This is a genomic window from Candidatus Villigracilis affinis (genome assembly GCF_016705895.1).
Lineage (GTDB): Bacteria > Chloroflexota > Anaerolineae > Anaerolineales > Villigracilaceae > Villigracilis > Villigracilis affinis.
This window is the reverse complement of record NZ_JADJKT010000023.1, coordinates 43834-60151: the sequence shown is the minus strand read 5'-3', so window position 1 is coordinate 60151 and position 16318 is coordinate 43834. Positions and strand designations below refer to the sequence as shown.

Genomic DNA, 16318 nt, shown 5'->3' with positions numbered 1-16318 from the left:
TTGTGAAAAACGAAGATAAATAAAGAAAAACGGAGATTCAATTTAAATTGAATCTCCGTTTTGTTATGGGAAACTGCCGCTGATCGCCGTAAAGGCATCCCCACACTCACAGGCGGTGACGATGGACGGACCCTTGGTGAGTGTGCCCAGATATTCGCGGGCGCCGTTGTGAGTGACCCAGCCATTCATAACAAAAGGAAGAACACCATCTGCCATGATCCATTCACCGTTGTATTTGCGGGCAATGTGAACATGCGAACCTGTGGCACGTCCGCCTTCACAGGATGGATAGCCGACCTTGTCTCCTGTTTTTAGCTCGGCGCCAAGGGGTGCGCGCTCTTTGGATGAAAGATGCAAATAGAAAATAACCCAGCCTGTGCGTTCATTTCCATCTTTATCAAGGTCAAGAACTACGCCCTCAATGCTGGAGCGTACAACAAGTCCGTCGGCCATGGCCGTGGAAAAGTTTTTATCGTCTGCGATAAAACAGCCTGATTTGTCGGAGGGTGGTGCAAAATCCACGCCAGCCAACGGCTCGCCAGTTCCCCAGCCTGTATGCGGACCTCCCGTGTAATACCACGTCTGGTCGCTTGGGAATGGAAGTTGGAGCTGCGGCTGCTGCAAGCTGCCTGGGATGATGATCATCGAGTCCTGCCACGGGTTGCCGAAATATTTCTCGAATGTCAGGAACAGGCCCTGAGGTCCAACGGCGACCGCGTACTTTTCTCCATCGAATAATCTTGAATAATAATATTGGATTGAGACGGAAGCGGCATTCTGCCACGGGTCGGGTCGGATGATGATCTCGTTTGTATCTTCGAATTCGATCAGGTCACCGGTGCGCCAGCCGTAATAACCGTTGTTCAATGTGTTGGCGGCGATCACCAGTTGCAGATATGGGTTTTCCCAATAGCGGCGTGTGAAGCCGAGCAGATTCTTTTTTACAGGAGGCTCAGCCGCAGTGAGCGCACCGCCCTGATATTCAAGGATCGCGAGCAGAAGACGCGGATTGATGCTGTAATTGATGGAGACATAATCCACCATTTCTGCGCCGCTGCGCCACTCTCCACCGGCATAAACACGATAATCCTTCAGCCAGCCAGGCTGCGTGGCCACAAATGCGGATGTGTTGAAGCCTGTTACCGTGGGTCCATTTACGAAGGCATGATCTGGAATGATCTGAAATGGACTGGACCATAGCGCCAGAAAATAAATGGGGATCTTCATCGGCATCCCCGGCGGCATGGTGGTTGCCTCACGGGGGATCTGTGGATTGGCCTGAAAGATCTCCTCTACGGTGGTGTTGAAACGTGCTGCAAGCGCGGGGATTGTATCGCCGTTTTGTGCGTTGTAATCCACCAGTTCCCCGGGCTTGTAAGTTGGGCGCGTGGGGAGCGGGGTTGCCGCGAAACTATACGGGGCGATATTGGAAGTAGGAGTGCTGACTGGTTTTTCAGCCGAGGCTTCAAGATCACAGGCTGAGAGAAACAATGTTGTAACCAAAAGCGCGTGAAGCAGTCTTTGTTTTATTTTTGGGAAATTATTCATTCTCTTTTCGGAAGATGTTCGACCATTTTTGCCCGACGGGATCGGCGATCACAACTTCATCCCCGCGGACAAGTTTACCTTCGTATGCCTTTTCACCGGCGACCACGCGCCAGCCGCTCATGATGAACGGGATGGGACCATCTGCGGTTACCCATTCGCCGTTGTATTTTCTCGCAAAGTGTAAATGTGTCCCTGTTGAAACGCCGCCTTCACAAGAGGCATGCCCGATCTTGTCATTGACCTCCAGCCAGGTTCCCACGGGCACGCGGTCTCTTGAGCCGATGTGCATGTAAAGAATGTTCCAGCCTGTTTGCTCGTAGCCGTCGCCATCCAGGTCAACCATCACCGCGCCATTGTTCGAACGTACAACGAGACCCGGCGCCGCGGCCGTGACCCAGGTTGGAGTGGGATCGCATCCGCCGTGATCGGTGGCTGGAGCGAAATCGATCGCGGCAAACACACTGTTTTTTGGTCCGTACACCTTTGGGTTGATCTGCCCCCAGGCATTGTGCGGACCGCCCGTCATGCTCCATTCCACATCGGGTTCAAAGGGCAGCACCAACGTCGGCTGATTTAACGCGGATGGGAAAATGGGATTGACCACGTCGGCGCGCGCCCATGGGTCGCCGAACATTTCCAGATACATGGCGGGAAAGCCTGAATTGGGATCGATGATCTGCTCCCATTGCGAGCGGCTGTGATTGCGCGAGAAAAAATATTGGATCGCAACCGTGCCTGCGTTCAGGCGCGGGTCAAGGCGAATTGTCGAGCCATCGGGGAATTCCAGGTGAGTGAGTGTGCCTGCGCGCCAGCTGTAATACGCGATGGCGAGGTTGTTGATGGCCCACACTAACTGCACCGACATGCCTTTGTAGTGATAGTCGTTGAAGCCCATTGGATAATCTCTGTGAAGTTCGTCCACGGGCTGGCCGCGTACCCAGCGGCTTTCAAATTCAAGCATGGCGAGAATCAAACGTGGGTTGATGGAGTTTTCGATTGCAAGGCGTTCGATAGCTGCATCTCCATCGATCCAACCTGTCGAGCCGAGATAGTCTTTGAAATCGCTCAGGTACCCGTCAGATTGCTGGACATATTCTTTTACGTCAAAGTCAACTGCTGTGTACGAGAAGATGATCTCGGCATCGGCATAATCTGAATGTTGGGTGTCATCGCCTCTGTGATCCGATTGGGGATGACCAGCAGGGTACCGGGGTCGATCAGTGTGGTTTTGGTCAGGTCTGCATCCGATGTGATCTCGGATTCGTCCACGCCGAATCTGCTTGCCACAGCGGAGAGCATGTCACCGCTTTGAGCGTAGTAGAGAAAAGGAGCGGCGTCATAGGCAAGGGTATACGTCGGTTCGATGACCGGGGTTGAACTGTTTGGTGTGATGGTCAGGGTCGGAGTGTATGCATTTTCCGTTGCGATCGAAGGTGGAATGGTCGAGGTGGGGAAAATGATCGGGTTGTCTTGAACAGCAAACGGGTCGATGGGAAGCGAAAACTGATCCAAAGTGTTGGGTGTGGGCGTCTGTGGGACTCCCCAAATGGAGGGGGAAGACGATATACAGGCCGACAATATGAGCGACAATATGATGAGAATGGCGAGTGGACGATACATAAGTATGTTGATTATATCCGCCTGGATTAAGTCCAGATGAATTATCGATAGATCAGATTAAGCTCGTTGGCGCTGTCGAGGGCTTCGATGGTGATATTTCCGCGTGTGAGGTATCCATCGTACTCCCGGCCGCCTCCGCTTGATATCCAGCCATCGAGATTGAAAGGCAACGGTCCATCCGCTGCGATCCACTCGCCGTTGTATTTTCTGGCGAGGTGTACGTGAGTGGCGTTTGATACGCCGCCTTCGCAGGAGGCATGGCCTATGGGTTCACCAGCGAACAGGTATTCACCAGGCTCTGCTCGGTCTTCCTCAGCGATGTGCATGTAAAGGATGACCCAGCCTGTTTGTTCGTAACCGTCATTATCGAGGTCCTGAATCAAGGCGCCGTTGGATGCACGCAGCACGAGGCCGTCGGCAACTGCCGTAACCCAAAGCGGACTCGTCCCGCAGCCGCCGTTATCTCCGGGTGGGGCGAAATCGAGCGCGGCCCATGCTGAGCCGTAATCCCAGCCGCCGTGTGGGCCGCCTGTGAAATACCAGCTTTCGCCTTCGTTGAATGGCAGATACATGGTCGGCTGTGATAGGAAGGGCGATACAAGCGGCTCAATGGCATAGTCGAACGGATTGCCAAAGAAAACATAATAAGAAAGAAGCAAGCCCGTGCCGCTGACGTCCTGTTCCCAGACGGCGCGGTCATCGAGTTGGGCAAAGAAATATTGCAAGGCAGCCGTGCCGGCATTGATGGTCGGGTCGACTGGGACAACTGTTCCATCATTTAAAACCCAGGTTGAAACCGCATTTGCCCTCCACAGGTAATAACCCTGATTCAAGGTGTTTGCAGCCCATGTCAGTTGCCGATACAGGCCATAATGCGCATCGTCAGCAAGCCCCATTGGGTAGGCTGTGTTGAATGGTTCGGGATTGGTGACCCATCCACTTTGATATTCAAGCAGCGCAAGAAGCAGGCGTGGATTCACTGAATAGTTGCGAGCTACGATCCAGACGATTTCATAGCCCGATAATATGAATCCATTCACATCCTGTTCGTAGATTTCCAGATATCCGTTCTGGCTGTTGATGAATTCCTGAATATTGAAATATACACTGCCGGGGCTATATACCATTTCAGAATCGGGAATTACTTTGAATGCCGTTCCGCCCTCACCGGGGTTGGGAGCGGGTACATTTAACGTCATGCCGACATCCAATAGATTTGCATCTGTGATGTTGTTGGATTCCATTAACGCTTCCACGCTGATGCCGTACATGAATGCGATTCCGCCAAGTGTGTCACCGAATTGGACTACATATTGGGCTTCATCCTGTCTCGGGGTTGGTAGTACGCGTTCCACATCGGGCGTGGGTGAGGTGAGTGGCTGGTCTGTGGGCGCTGAAGTTGGCAATATGATGGTCAGCGGCATGCGTGTCGGGGTGGGTTCGCGTGTTGCGGTCGGAGGGGGCGGTGTACTGGTGATCGTTACTGTGGGGATGTTGGGCGATGCAACGAAAGTCCCCTCCGAGATGGGGAGAAATGGATCATAGGTTGGATATCCCACCGGCATAGCCGTGGATGGCGCGCATGAAGCAAGCATGGCGGTTAGTAAAAAAGTAATGAATATTCGTGAAAGAAAGAGATGAGACATCTTTTTTTGAGCTGACATGAGGGCGATTTTACCAGCGGAGCTGAAAAGCGGGGAAAGGGGCAATGAAAAAGAGACGCAAGCTTTGGAGAGTGCGTCTCTTTAGGGTCATTTTTAATTTGCTTCCTTTTATGACTGGAACCCTGAGCCCATGATGTAATTTTCCAATCCGCGGATCTCGCTTTCCTTGTTTTCCAAGGCCGCAAACATCACATCACGCATCGAGACCAGACCGACCAACTGGTCATGTTCAACAACGGGCAGGTGGCGGATGTTGTATTGTTTCATCAAAGCCATGCACTGCTCCACGCTGGTGTCCTTGGTGACCGTGATCATATTGGAGACCATGACTTCCTTGATCTGGGTATCTTTGGCGTTGCGGCCTTCATTTTCCCCTTTGTAAAGGTAATCACGTTCGGTATAAATGCCAACGATTTTCCCGCCCTCGGTTACCAGCAAAGCACCAATATGAGCCCCAGCCATTAATTTGATGGCTTGCAGGACGGTGTCGGTGGATGCAATGGAGTAATTTTTGCAGATTCCTTCGATTCCAGCAATTTGCGTACAGTGGTCATTTCTACAACTCCTTTTTTGGTTTGGAATGGTAACTGTTGTTACAGTATAGCAAAAAAACTAAAACGGTATCTGGTAATAAACAAAAGACGAGCAGTTTCTCTCCTACTCGTCTTTTGTTGTATTCGGGTGGTTTGATTTTCCCTACCCAGGGATGCCCTTTGCGCCGAGCCATTCCCATATCAATTCAACGGCCTCTGGGACGAGCGCACGGGTCTCATCGGATAATTGCCGCGAAAAGAGGAATTGGTAGCCGCGCACCGAGAGCAGGGCGGCCTCGGTTTTCTCCCGTAAAGCGTTTCGCAAATGGAGATCAGTGATTGTGGTGTGAGATGATGGGTAAATGGTGAGCGTTGAAAATCACTTTTTACATCGATCAACCGCACCTCTTCGGGGATGTTGCCGGTATGCGCATCCAAAAAACAGACATATTCGTAGTCGGCAATTTCCTCGGCCATTTCCGGGGTTAGCTGCAGGTAAAAAGCAAAATTGATTTGCGCTGCCTGTGGGAATTCATCTTCATAAGAGGCGGGGGCTGGCAGTCCCATTTTTTTGATTAGCGCATGCTGGATATGCCAGGCGACTCCGTCGTCTTCGCGGTCTGGGTTTCCGTAGCCAAGGATCAATAATTTTTTCAAGTGTATGCCTTGTTGAATAAAAGAAATTAATAAAGGAACAGGCGCCAATGGCGCTGTTCGTAATAGTTCCATTTTTATAAAAAGTCGGGTTACTCGCCGTAACCGGTGCCCAGAATGTATTTCTCCAGTTCAACGATTGTGCCTTGCTTCTGTTGAAGCAGGGCTTCGGCGAGTCCGCGGATGGAAACAATACCGATCACGCGTTCATTTTCAAGCACAGGCAGATGGCGCACGCGATATTGACGCATCAACTCGGCGCATTCCTGCAGGGTGGTCTCGGGTCTGATCATGACCATTTGGCTGGTCATGACATCGCGGACGATCGTGTCCTTTGCATAGATGCCCTTGACTTCACCCTCGCGGGCATAATCGCGTTCGGTGAAGATGCCGATGATCTTGTCATTTTCCGTCACCAGCACGGCGCCTGTATCTGCCTCAGCCATGATCTGCAGAGCATCCAGAACTGTTGCGTCGGCTTGGATGGTATGGATTTTTGTTTCGGCCTTCTCGTCTACTAGTTTTCGAACTGTCGTCATGGTTGATCTCCTTTGGTTTGAATGGAAAACGATGAACGACTGTATTCCTAAAGTTATCTCAGTTTATGCTTGTTGTAAGATTCTAGTCTCGTGTCAATGTCTTGACCAGTGACCCATCTGGAGCGACGATATCCAGCTGGATGGGCATTTGCCCAACAGCATGAGTGGAGCAGGACAGGCACGGATCGTACGCGCGGATGGCTGCTTCGACTCGATTTAGCATGCCTTCCTGGACATTGGGTCCTATCACGTAGGTTTTTGCCACAGACTCGACTGCGTTGCTCATGGCCCAATTGTTGTGGCCCGTGGAGACGATCAAGTTTACCTTAAGCAATTTTCCGCCTTCGTCTGCAGTGTAATCGTGGATGAGTGTGCCGCGCGGGGCTTCGATCACACCCACGCCATGACCCTTGAAATCTTTGCGGGTGTTGAGGATGTCGGTGCTGAGGATATCAGGATCGGCGCACAGTACGCTGACGCGTTCGACGGCGAACAGGCATTCGATGAGGCGCGCATAGTGATAGTACAAAGTATTTTCCACTGGCTTGCCTTTGTTGAGGCTCTTGAAGATCTTGAGTTCATCATTTGCCAGCGGCGTATCAATTTTCTCGGCCAGATTCAAGCGTCCGAGCGGACCGACGCGATAGACTCCGTCAGGATATCCCATTTTTTGTAGAAGGGAAATTTCAAATATGACCAGGGTTCGACATGTTCCTGAATGTGATCCAGATAATTTGCTACGGGGAAGCGTTCCAATTGCGCACCGTCGCGGCCGATCAGGCGGATATCGCCGTCGTAAAGCTCAAGTCCGTTATCGGGCGTGGTCAGGCCGAAATAACCGGTGGGGAAGACGGCGAACTTGTTGATGTCTTCCATGTTTTTCTGCGCCCAGTCTTTGATGATCTGCAGACCAATGCGCAGGGTGGCAATCGCTGCATCTGAATTCTTCAGGATATCATCGCGTTCCTGAAGGGTGAGGGCTTTATTTACGCCGCCAGGTATTGCGAAGACGGGATGAATGCGCCGACCACCCAGGGTTTTAATGATCTCCTGCCCGAACTTGCGCAGTTGCACAGCCTTGACAGTTAAATCCGGGTTGGCATTGATCAGACCGATGATGTTACGCGTTTCAGGGTTGGCGTCGAAACCGAGTAGCAGGTCGGGGCCTGCAAGTTCAAAGAAGTGCATACCGTGGCTTTGGATGACCTGCCCCATATGCATCAGTTCGCGCAGCAGGTTGGCAGGGCGGGGTGGGGTTTGGCCGCTGAGTGCATCGCCAGCCTTGGCGGCGGCAAGATGGTGGCTTACCGGGCAGATTCCGCAGATGCGCGCAGTGATCTGGGGCATTTCGAAATACAGGCGCCCTTCGCAGAATTTTTCGAACCCGCGAAATTCGTTGACGTGCATGTAGGCACGGTCAACGGTGTTGTCTTCCTTCATATGGATCGTAACTTTTGCGTGACCTTCAATACGGGTAACGGGTTCGATCGTGATCTTTCGTGCAGTCATTGTGACCTCCGGAAATGTTCAATGCGGGATGTGGGCTGAAAAATAAAAGTGTTCCGCATTTGGTTTGCTGTTTTCTAATGCCAGTGTAGCAGATCGTCTTTCAACTCGGGCTTTCGTCCCTGTGCCAGTTCGGCAAGGACATAAAAGATTACATCTGCGTCGGGCGGGCATCCGGGAACGTTAAAATCGACCGGTACAACCTCGTGGATGGCGCGCGTCTTGGTCATCGTTGCCAGTTCCGGGTCGTTGGGAATCTGACTGCCGGGTTCGTTGCTGTCTGCGTCCATATAAGCCTGACGGAGTGCGGCTTCCACACCGCAGAAGTTGCGCATGGCGGGCACGCCGCCAAAGACAGCGCAATCACCCAATGCCACAAGGATCTTGGCACGCTTGCGCATTTTGTGGGCAACTTCTTCGTTGGCGCTGTTGTTGATGCCGCCTTCGAGCACGCCAACATCCACGCCGCTTTCATCGGGTTCTTTCAAATCGGTGATGGGGGTGGAACGCAGGTCGGCAAGTTCGATCACCTGCAAGATGCGTTCATCCATATCAAGCAGGGACATATGGCAGCCTGCACAGCCGCACATCCAATCGGAAGCAATTTTAGGTTTGTTCATAAGATACTCTCTTTGCCTTTTAATTCAATGTCACGCTTGATTTGCGCGCCAGAATGGCTTTTTTGCCAGTCGGATTTTAGTGTCATGTTCGTGCGCAGCGCGATCTCGTTCAAAACGGTGATGTTCTCGCGGACATGTTCAGGCGCGGTGATGGCTTTGTGAGTTGTTTGTATACGTCCGTCCAGGTTGATGTGATGACCTTCCTGTTCGGCCCAGATCGTAACGGGCAGGATAACGTGGGCCTGCTCGGTCAGTTTGGATTCATAGGAAGCCTGTACGACCAGATAGGAAGCCTTGGATGCCCGCTCTGTGAGTGATCTTGATACATAATCATCTCCTACAGCGGCGTACACAACTTTTTGTCCATTTAGTTCGAAGGTAGTATCCATGCCAAGCAGGGTGGCGGCCAGGCTGTTCGATTCGCCCTTGATGGAGAGCAAGCCATGGCGTTCACTGTCCACTGCGCCAACCAGAACGGCCAGGCGATGTAATTCCTCAATGAGACTTTCATCTCGTTGGGCGGTGATACCTTTGCCGAACAGGATCACTGGCGATATGGAACGCGCCAATAACTCCGCTGTTTGCTTGAGTTCTTCAAGAGAAACACCTGTGGCGCTGACAGCTTTTTCGATGAGCTGGCCTGCGTCGGGTAGAGAAAGAGGCGTGCGTCCCAATCCTTCCTGAACGATCACAGCCTGCAATCCTCGAATGAGTGCGAGGTCTGAGCCAGGCTGAGTCTTGAGCGAGATGTTTGCCATGTAATCCAATTCGCTGGATTCGGGATCGATGGTGATCAAGCGCGTACCTTTTGAGAGATTGCGTTTGAACATAAATCCAGCGACCATGTGGCTGTGATGAATATTTGCTCCGATGCACATGACCGTATCGGCATTTCGCAGGACATCGAGTTTCCCTTCGAAGCCTTCATGGGTTTGCGCAAAGCGGGTGACAACTTCAGTGGGTACGCCTTCTTCAACGCTGGTGACATGCTTGCTTTGGAATTTTTCAGCAAATAATTCCTTGAATGCGGTCAGGGTTTCAACGGATAATCTTGTGGATGCAATCGCCGCGATTTCATTTTTATTTTCCATTAATTGACTCGCGACTGCGCTCATCGCTTCATCCCAAGAAACGATTTCAAGTTTGCCGTTCTTGCGCATTTGCGGAGCGGTAATGCGCTTGCGTGATTCGGTGACAGGATCGTAGCGACCGTGTTCGCAGAGCAGCCCGTGATTGACCGCGCCTTCCCAATCGCCTTCGATGCGGACGATGCGGTTGTTGCGCACCATGATCTTGATGGAGCAGCCAACAGAACAACCCGCGCAAACCGACTTGATCTCTTCGAGACTTTCGTCGTGTCCCTGATAGGCACTCACGCGGTCGATCAATGCACCTGTTGGGCAGACCTGCACACAGGTTCCGCATTTGATACAAGTGCTTTCGCCGAGCGGAACGTCAGTATCTGCAACGATGATGCTGGCGGCGCCGCGTTCTGCGACGGAAAGGGTAAAGTTGCCTACCATTTCACCGCAGGCGCGTACACAGCGTCGGCATAGGATGCAACGATTGTTATCCAGAATGAAATAAGGATGCGTGGTATCTACTTTGAAATCACTCCAGCCCGGGCTGGATGGGCCAGTGCGTCATTTCTTCATGGTAGGCGGCGTTTTGCAATTCACAATCGCCACCGCTGACCTGGCAGAAGGGGCAGAAGTGATTGCGTTCGCTAAAGAGCATGGAGAGGATAAATTCGCGGGACTTTTTGATCGATTCAGTCTCGGTGCGAACCACCATCCCATTATTTACCGGAAGTGTGCAGGATGCCATTGGCACGCGTGCGCCTTCCACTTCTACAATGCACAGACGGCAGCCGCCATACGGAGTGAGTTCCTTGTGGTCACACAGCCGCGGGATATAAATTCCTGCCGTCTCTGCTGCACGTAATACGGTTGTCCCTTCAGGAACTTCGATCTGTTTTTCGTTAATCGTTATTTTCACCATAGATACCTCTGTGTTGAAGTTTTAATTTCAACTGGTTAGACTTATAAATCCACTGTTTAGACTTTCTCAACTTCTTGCGCCATCTCACAGACGCCTGTCGGGCAGCTTCCAGAGCGAATATGTGCTTCCACTTCCGTGCGGAAGTGTTTGAGCATATCGCGGATTGGGACGGTGGCGGTTTGGCCGAGTCCGCAATTGGAGGCACGTTCCATTTCATTAGCCAGATCCAACAGGGTGTCCAATTCCTCAAGTTTGCCTTGTCCCTTTGAAATGCGTTCCACGATCTCATAGGTGCGCTGTGTACCGACACGGCAGGGTGTGCATTTCCCGCAGGATTCAAAACGGAAGAATTGCAAAAGCACTTTGACGAGGTCCACGATGCAGGTGTTCTGATCGCAGATCAACAATGCGCCCGATCCAAGCGAAACACCTGCTTTGCGGAAGGACTCAAAATCCATGGGAGTGTCTTGCAGCACAGCAGGAATGATCGAGCCGCTGCTTCCGCCTGTTTGAGCGAGTTTAAGTGTGCTGCCTGGCTTCATTCCTTTTGCGTAGATGTTGATGACCTCACGCAGGGTAACACCCATCGGCACTTCAATCACACCGCTGAAGTTGACATTGCCCATGATCGTATACACTTTTGTGCCAGGGCTGGAGGGTGTGCCAATGGAGCGATACCACTCTGCGCCATTCCTGATGATGGCAGGAATGTTTGCAGAGTCTCAACGTTGTTGACTGATGTCGGCTTGTTCCATAAGCCTTTGGTAACGGGGTAGGGTGGTCTCGAACGTGGTTCTCCACGCTTGCCTTCCAGAGATTCAAGCAAGGCTGTCTCTTCGCCACAGACATATGCACCCGCACCAGCATGAATATGAATATCAAAGTTGAATTCTGTTCCAAAGATATTGTTCCCAAGGAAGCCAAATTCTCTGGCTTGAAGAATGGCTTTTTCAAGGCGGCGATACGCGAGGCCATATTCACCGCGGATGTATATGTAGCCTTCATCCGCGCCGATGGCATACGCGGCAATCGCCATTGATTCGATAATGACATGCGGGTCACCTTCGAGCACGATGCGATCTTTGAACGTTCCGGGCTCGCTCTCATCTGCGTTGCAGACGATATACTTTTTACTACCCTGAGCAGCGCGGACGAACTTCCATTTGCGCCCAGTGGGGAAGCCCGCACCGCCGCGTCCCTGTAGACCTGATTTTTCAACAACGTCGATGACGCTTTCAGGCGTCATTTCGCTCAATACTTTTCCGAGAGCATCGTAACCGTTTGACGTGATGTATTCTTCGATATTGTCAGGGTCAATGCGGCCAGCGCGTTCCAATACAATGCGCTGTTCGGCAGGGTTGTAGCCTTTGTGCCCGCGCAGCCAACCGATTTGCCCGGTTAACATTTTGGGGGGCGCGAGCAGATCGTCGACAACACGTCCCTTGTATAAGTGTTCTTCCACCAAATAGCGTACGTCCGAAGCTTTGACGGGTCCGTAGACCACCGCTTCGGGATATACAACAACCAACGGAAGGATGTTCGAGTGGTTTATGTCTGAAACTGTGGAGACATCCACTTCGTCTTGCAAGCCATAGGTGGCGAGCGATTCGTTCAAGTGTTGAACGATCTCATTCGCGCCCAGGCGGATGCTCTCAGGATCGTTGGAGACCAATATCATTGCACGTTTTTTAATCATCATGGGCTCCTACTCGTAGCGTTCCAGGATTTCGGAGATCTGTTCAGGAGTGACATTGCCGTACATGTCATCGTCGATCAGCACAACGGGTCCCACACTGCACAAACCCAGGCAGGAAGTGGTGACCAAGGTCCATTTATTGTCTGGAGTGGTTTCACCGTTTTCCAGGCCAAGCTTTTCTCTCAGGCCGTCCCAGATGGCTTTTCCTCCCACCACATGGCAGGGCGCATTCTCACAAAATTTTATGACGTGCCGCCCTCTTGGCTTGGTGGAGAGCATGTCATAAAAACTTGTCAATGTGTATAGCTGGCTTTCCGCGATATGTACCTGCCTGGCAGGGTCGTGAAGTTGTTTGCGCACTTCCCGAATTGCTTCTCTGGGTACATATCCAAACACACGGTTGATCTCACTGAGGACCGGGATCATTGCGTCACGGTCCCTGCCGTGTTTTTCGATTGCAGCTTGCACTACTGAGGCGACATTCTGATCAATTGTTGGGACAGTCATTCGGTCTCCGATAACCATATTTTTCGAATGTTCGTTGCATACCATGCGTGATCTTGGCTACGATTCCACGGCAATGGCGTTGAAATTACAGACTTGCATACAGATCCCGCAGCGGATACAGGTTTCGGCGTCGATGTGATGCGCCTGACGCCGCTCGCCGCTGATCGCTTCCACGGGGCAATTCCTCGCACAGACCATACAGCCTGTACAAGTCGGCGCCTGAATTTCGTAGCGGATCAATGGGCGGCAGACTTTTGCAGGGCAGCGCTTTTCATAGATATGCGCTTCATATTCGTGGCGGAAATGTTTGAGCGTGCTGAGTACAGGGTTGGGTGCGCCCTGACCAAGTCCGCACAAACTGTTTCTTGCGACTTCATAGCATAGGTTTTCTAACTTTTCGATATCGCCGTCTTGACCTTTGCCATCGCAGATCTTTTGCAGCAACTCAAGGATGCGGCGTGTGCCAACACGGCAGGGAGTGCACTTTCCGCAGGACTCCGCCTGTGTAAAGTCCATGAAGAAGCGGGCGATATCGACCATGCAGGAGTTCTCGTCCATCACCACGAGACCGCCAGAGCCCATCATCGAGCCTGCTTGTGTCAGCGCTTCGTAATCGAGGGGCAAGTCAAGGTGTTCCTCGGTGAGGCATCCACCCATGGGGCCGCCCGTTTGCACAGCTTTGTATTTTTGCCGTCTTTAATTCCACCAGCCACTTAAAAAATGATCTCACGCAAGGTGATGCCCATCGGCACTTCGATGAGACCAGGCTTGACAACATTGCCGCCGATTGCAAAGGTCTTCGTGCCTTTGGATCGTTCTGTCCCCATGCTGGCATACCAGGGTGCGCCTTTCAAAATGATCTGCGGCACATTGGAATAAGTTTCAACATTATTGTTATTGGTCGGTTTACCCCACACGCCTTTGACCGATGGGAATGGCGGACGAGGACTTGGTTCACCGCGTTTACCCATGATCGAAGCCATCAACGCTGTTTCTTCTCCGCAGACGAATGCTCCCGCGCCGACGCGCACTTCAAGGTCAAAATTGAAATCGGTGCCGAGGATGTTGTTGCCAAGAAAACCAAATTCACGCGCTTGTTTGATGGCAATGTTGAGCGTTTCAACTGCAACAGGATATTCAGCGCGGCAATAGATATATCCGTAACTTGCGCCGACTGCATACGCACCGATGATCATGCCTTCGATCACCGAATGCGGATCGCCTTCGAGCACGCGGCGATTCATGAATGCGCCGGGGTCACCTTCGTCCGCATTGCAGACCATATATTTTGGACTGTCATCCACCTGGCGGGTAATCATCCACTTTTTACCAGCGGGGAAACCCGCGCCGCCGCGTCCGCGCAAGCCTGAGTTGATAACCTCATCAATGACTGTATCAGGTGTCATCTCGAACAAGGCCTTGCCAAGCGCCTGATAGCCATCGGTTGCAAGATAATCTTCGATGTTATTTGGGTCGATCTCGCCGCAGTTGCGTAACACAATGCGAACTTCCTTCGGGCGCAGCGGACCAAGTTCCTCGTCAACAACAGGTTTGACCACTTCGCGGAAGCGCTCCACAATGCGGCCTTTTAGGAAATGCTCTTCCACTAAAAACGGAATATCGTCCGCAGTCATCCCGTGATAATGAACGCCTTCGGGGTATACCATCATCTCCGGGCCGTCGCTACAGCCACCGATGCGGGAAGTCTCTAATACTTGAATTTCGTCGATTAACCCTTGTGCAACAAATTCATCCTGCAATGCATCAACGATCTCGTGAGCGCCCTTTGCAAGGCACTCCGGGTCGACGCATACTAAAACATGAGAACGATAAAACGCCATACTAAACTCCAAAACTTGTTATGTAGTAACGACTTTAGCCGTTACCCCAATTTCGTAATTGTTAGATCGGTAAAACGTAATCCTTAACTGGCATCCCGTTTTGTACGTGCTGCTTCATGATCTGTCCTGCAACTTCTGCATTCACTTTTCCATAGGTCACTTTGGGCTGGTCGCCGATCACAACCTGTACGATCGGTTCCTGCTCACACTTGCCGATGCATCCAGTTTGCGTTACTGTCACGCCGCTCACGGCATTGGTTTCAATAAAATTCAACACACTTTTCATCGTGTCGCGCGCACCAGCGGCAATACCGCAGGTACCCATTGCAACGATTACCTGAATGTTGCCTGGGGTGGCTTTCATCTTTTTCTTCTGCAGTGCCTCTTCGCGGACGCGTTTTAATTCTTCCAGTGATTTAATCGCAGGCATGGTTTTCTCCTTTTAATAACCAGTTGTTTGCATTGCGGTGGCTTGAATGCCTTCTTCGATCAGCCCGCGTACAAACTTTAATATTTCAGGTTCGGTGATTGGCATATCGCCCAATTCATTTTTTAATTCGGTGTCGTCAAACTCAAAGTTGTCCACATTTCCATATTTATCGGTCGTTTGATAAATGAACACCCAGTGGATCTGGGGATGGGAAACCAGCAGTGCCAGATAAGTGGATGCGATGTCTCCAAGCGGCATTCGGTCAATGTGACTATGGCGAAAGCGCGCTTCGATCTTTGCGCCTTTGCCTGATTCTGTTATCAGGCTCAAGCCGCCCTCACACATTTCTGCGGCCAGCTTCAAGAGCGGGATTCCCAACCCCACCTTGCGGGTCGTGCGTGTGGTGTAGAACGGGTCTAGTACCCGTTTTGCTGTTTCTGCATCCATGCCGTGCCCGTCATCGGTGATGCTGGCAGTGAGCAGGTCGCTTTGCAAATCTTCGTGGACTTCGATGCAAATATTCTGTGCCTCGGCAGCGACACTGTTCTCGGCAATATCCATGAGATGCAGGGCGATTTCTCTCATGACGGCTTTTGCACCTTCTTCAACACTTGCGGGAACTTGTTTGGCTTCAACCGTCCCTGAACTTCTTCATCTACAACCACTACGGGAGCCTGACTGCATGCTCCCACGCAGCGGCATTCTTCCAATGTGATCTGCCCATCGGGAGTGGTTTCGCCCATTTCCACGTTTAACATTTGCTTGGCTTTCTCGATCAACTGTGGCACACCAGCAACATAACAGGCTGTGCCAAGACAAAACTTGATCGTGTGTTTGCCGCGCGGCTTTGTTTTGAAGAATGAATAGAAGGTTACAACACCGTGTACCTGACCAAGCGGCACATTCAATTTGTGTGCAATGTACACCTGCATGGGAGGGGAGACGTGTCCGATCTTGCCTTGAACTTCATTAAGTACCAGCATTACCGCGCCGGGGCGATCCTTGTTTTCTGTGATCGCGGCATCTATGATCAGTTTTTGTTCTGCAATGCTGAGCGGGTCTGTGGCTGGAATTTCTTTAAGTAATTGCGTCATTTAATTTACCTTTGATAAATATTGTGATAATTTTCACAAACATAGTTTATCATACTGTCTGGTAG

At 51.5% G+C, this 16318-nt stretch carries 18 protein-coding genes and 1 pseudogene; all 19 read right to left on the bottom strand.

Annotated features, from left to right (window positions below):
• Window positions 1–63: 63 nt before the first annotated feature.
• Window positions 64–1548, bottom strand: coding sequence for a LysM peptidoglycan-binding domain-containing protein (locus IPI86_RS09440; RefSeq protein WP_345297751.1), 1485 nt, complete (start codon window positions 1546–1548; stop codon window positions 64–66).
• The gene (locus IPI86_RS09435; protein WP_345297750.1) at window positions 1541–2509 is read right to left on the bottom strand and encodes a M23 family metallopeptidase; all 969 of its coding nucleotides are present in this window, start codon (window positions 2507–2509) and stop codon (window positions 1541–1543) included. The genes IPI86_RS09440 and IPI86_RS09435 overlap by 8 nt, the downstream gene beginning before the upstream one ends.
• A 137-nt stretch (window positions 2510–2646) precedes the next feature.
• Window positions 2647–3168 carry a LysM peptidoglycan-binding domain-containing protein gene (locus IPI86_RS09430; RefSeq protein WP_345297749.1) on the bottom strand — a complete coding sequence of 174 codons (522 nt, stop codon included), beginning with the start codon at window positions 3166–3168 and terminating at the stop codon, window positions 2647–2649.
• Between the two features lie 41 nt (window positions 3169–3209).
• Window positions 3210–4832 carry a LysM peptidoglycan-binding domain-containing protein gene (locus IPI86_RS09425; protein WP_345297748.1) on the bottom strand — a complete coding sequence of 541 codons (1623 nt, stop codon included), beginning with the start codon at window positions 4830–4832 and terminating at the stop codon, window positions 3210–3212.
• A 108-nt stretch (window positions 4833–4940) separates the two neighbouring features.
• Entirely contained in the window at window positions 4941–5333 is a 393-nt protein-coding gene (locus IPI86_RS09420) for a CBS domain-containing protein (protein ID WP_345297886.1), read from the bottom strand.
• Window positions 5334–5566: 233 nt separating this feature from the next.
• Window positions 5567–6022, bottom strand: a complete 456-nt coding sequence (locus IPI86_RS09415) for a hypothetical protein (RefSeq protein WP_345297747.1) — start codon at window positions 6020–6022, stop codon at window positions 5567–5569.
• Window positions 6023–6111: 89 nt separating this feature from the next.
• A complete protein-coding gene (locus IPI86_RS09410) occupies window positions 6112–6558 on the bottom strand; it encodes a CBS domain-containing protein (RefSeq protein ID WP_345297746.1) in 447 nt (148 codons plus the stop codon).
• 82 nt (window positions 6559–6640) lie between these two features.
• Complete coding sequence (locus IPI86_RS09405) at window positions 6641–7225, bottom strand: nickel-dependent hydrogenase large subunit (RefSeq protein WP_345297745.1); 585 nt, start codon at window positions 7223–7225, stop codon at window positions 6641–6643.
• Window positions 7177–8067, bottom strand: a complete 891-nt coding sequence (locus IPI86_RS09400) for a Ni/Fe hydrogenase subunit alpha (protein WP_345297744.1) — start codon at window positions 8065–8067, stop codon at window positions 7177–7179. Before IPI86_RS09400 ends, IPI86_RS09405 begins: the two co-directional genes overlap by 49 nt.
• A 74-nt stretch (window positions 8068–8141) precedes the next feature.
• The gene (locus tag IPI86_RS09395; protein ID WP_345297743.1) at window positions 8142–8684 is read right to left on the bottom strand and encodes an NADP oxidoreductase; all 543 of its coding nucleotides are present in this window, start codon (window positions 8682–8684) and stop codon (window positions 8142–8144) included.
• Window positions 8681–10261 carry a molybdopterin-dependent oxidoreductase gene (locus tag IPI86_RS09390; protein ID WP_345297885.1) on the bottom strand — a complete coding sequence of 527 codons (1581 nt, stop codon included), beginning with the start codon at window positions 10259–10261 and terminating at the stop codon, window positions 8681–8683. The genes IPI86_RS09395 and IPI86_RS09390 overlap by 4 nt, the downstream gene beginning before the upstream one ends.
• 34 nt (window positions 10262–10295) lie before the next feature.
• Window positions 10296–10685 carry a 2Fe-2S iron-sulfur cluster-binding protein gene (locus IPI86_RS09385; RefSeq protein ID WP_345297742.1) on the bottom strand — a complete coding sequence of 130 codons (390 nt, stop codon included), beginning with the start codon at window positions 10683–10685 and terminating at the stop codon, window positions 10296–10298.
• Between the two features lie 56 nt (window positions 10686–10741).
• Window positions 10742–11311 (bottom strand): NADH-ubiquinone oxidoreductase-F iron-sulfur binding region domain-containing protein, encoded by a 570-nt coding sequence (locus IPI86_RS09380; protein WP_345297741.1) that lies wholly within the window; start codon window positions 11309–11311, stop codon window positions 10742–10744.
• Entirely contained in the window at window positions 11284–12384 is a 1101-nt protein-coding gene (locus IPI86_RS09375) for a hypothetical protein (RefSeq protein ID WP_345297740.1), read from the bottom strand. Before IPI86_RS09375 ends, IPI86_RS09380 begins: the two co-directional genes overlap by 28 nt.
• 6 nt (window positions 12385–12390) lie before the next feature.
• Window positions 12391–12888, bottom strand: a complete 498-nt coding sequence (gene nuoE, locus IPI86_RS09370) for an NADH-quinone oxidoreductase subunit NuoE (protein WP_345297739.1) — start codon at window positions 12886–12888, stop codon at window positions 12391–12393.
• Window positions 12889–12945: 57 nt separating this feature from the next.
• Window positions 12946–14729 (bottom strand): annotated as a pseudogene (locus tag IPI86_RS09365) (NADH-quinone oxidoreductase subunit NuoF).
• A 61-nt stretch (window positions 14730–14790) separates the two neighbouring features.
• Window positions 14791–15159, bottom strand: coding sequence for a (2Fe-2S) ferredoxin domain-containing protein (locus IPI86_RS09360; RefSeq protein WP_345297738.1), 369 nt, complete (start codon window positions 15157–15159; stop codon window positions 14791–14793).
• 12 nt (window positions 15160–15171) lie between these two features.
• Entirely contained in the window at window positions 15172–15744 is a 573-nt protein-coding gene (locus IPI86_RS09355) for an ATP-binding protein (RefSeq protein ID WP_345297737.1), read from the bottom strand.
• A complete protein-coding gene (locus IPI86_RS09350; RefSeq protein ID WP_345297736.1) occupies window positions 15741–16253 on the bottom strand; it encodes an NAD(P)H-dependent oxidoreductase subunit E in 513 nt (170 codons plus the stop codon). The genes IPI86_RS09355 and IPI86_RS09350 overlap by 4 nt, the downstream gene beginning before the upstream one ends.
• Window positions 16254–16318 lie beyond the last annotated feature (65 nt).

What these genes read in the sequence shown, in the direction of transcription:
- IPI86_RS09440 (WP_345297751.1), bottom strand. Translation starts at nt 1,548, where the DNA reads ATGAATAATTTCCCAAAAATAAAACAAAGACTGCTTCACGCGCTTTTG.
- IPI86_RS09360 (WP_345297738.1), bottom strand. Translation starts at nt 15,159, where the DNA reads ATGCCTGCGATTAAATCACTGGAAGAATTAAAACGCGTCCGCGAAGAG.
- IPI86_RS09385 (WP_345297742.1), bottom strand. Translation starts at nt 10,685, where the DNA reads ATGGTGAAAATAACGATTAACGAAAAACAGATCGAAGTTCCTGAAGGG.
- IPI86_RS09395 (WP_345297743.1), bottom strand. Translation starts at nt 8,684, where the DNA reads ATGAACAAACCTAAAATTGCTTCCGATTGGATGTGCGGCTGTGCAGGC.
- IPI86_RS09375 (WP_345297740.1), bottom strand. Translation starts at nt 12,384, where the DNA reads ATGATGATTAAAAAACGTGCAATGATATTGGTCTCCAACGATCCTGAG.
- IPI86_RS09435 (WP_345297750.1), bottom strand. Translation starts at nt 2,509, where the DNA reads ATGCTTGAATTTGAAAGCCGCTGGGTACGCGGCCAGCCCGTGGACGAA.
- IPI86_RS09410 (WP_345297746.1), bottom strand. Translation starts at nt 6,558, where the DNA reads ATGACGACAGTTCGAAAACTAGTAGACGAGAAGGCCGAAACAAAAATC.
- IPI86_RS09425 (WP_345297748.1), bottom strand. Translation starts at nt 4,832, where the DNA reads ATGTCAGCTCAAAAAAAGATGTCTCATCTCTTTCTTTCACGAATATTC.
- nuoE (WP_345297739.1), bottom strand. Translation starts at nt 12,888, where the DNA reads ATGACTGTCCCAACAATTGATCAGAATGTCGCCTCAGTAGTGCAAGCT.
- IPI86_RS09430 (WP_345297749.1), bottom strand. Translation starts at nt 3,168, where the DNA reads ATGTATCGTCCACTCGCCATTCTCATCATATTGTCGCTCATATTGTCG.
- IPI86_RS09400 (WP_345297744.1), bottom strand. Translation starts at nt 8,067, where the DNA reads ATGACTGCACGAAAGATCACGATCGAACCCGTTACCCGTATTGAAGGT.
- IPI86_RS09405 (WP_345297745.1), bottom strand. Translation starts at nt 7,225, where the DNA reads ATGGGATATCCTGACGGAGTCTATCGCGTCGGTCCGCTCGGACGCTTG.
- IPI86_RS09380 (WP_345297741.1), bottom strand. Translation starts at nt 11,311, where the DNA reads ATGGGCAATGTCAACTTCAGCGGTGTGATTGAAGTGCCGATGGGTGTT.
- IPI86_RS09350 (WP_345297736.1), bottom strand. Translation starts at nt 16,253, where the DNA reads ATGACGCAATTACTTAAAGAAATTCCAGCCACAGACCCGCTCAGCATT.
- IPI86_RS09355 (WP_345297737.1), bottom strand. Translation starts at nt 15,744, where the DNA reads ATGAGAGAAATCGCCCTGCATCTCATGGATATTGCCGAGAACAGTGTC.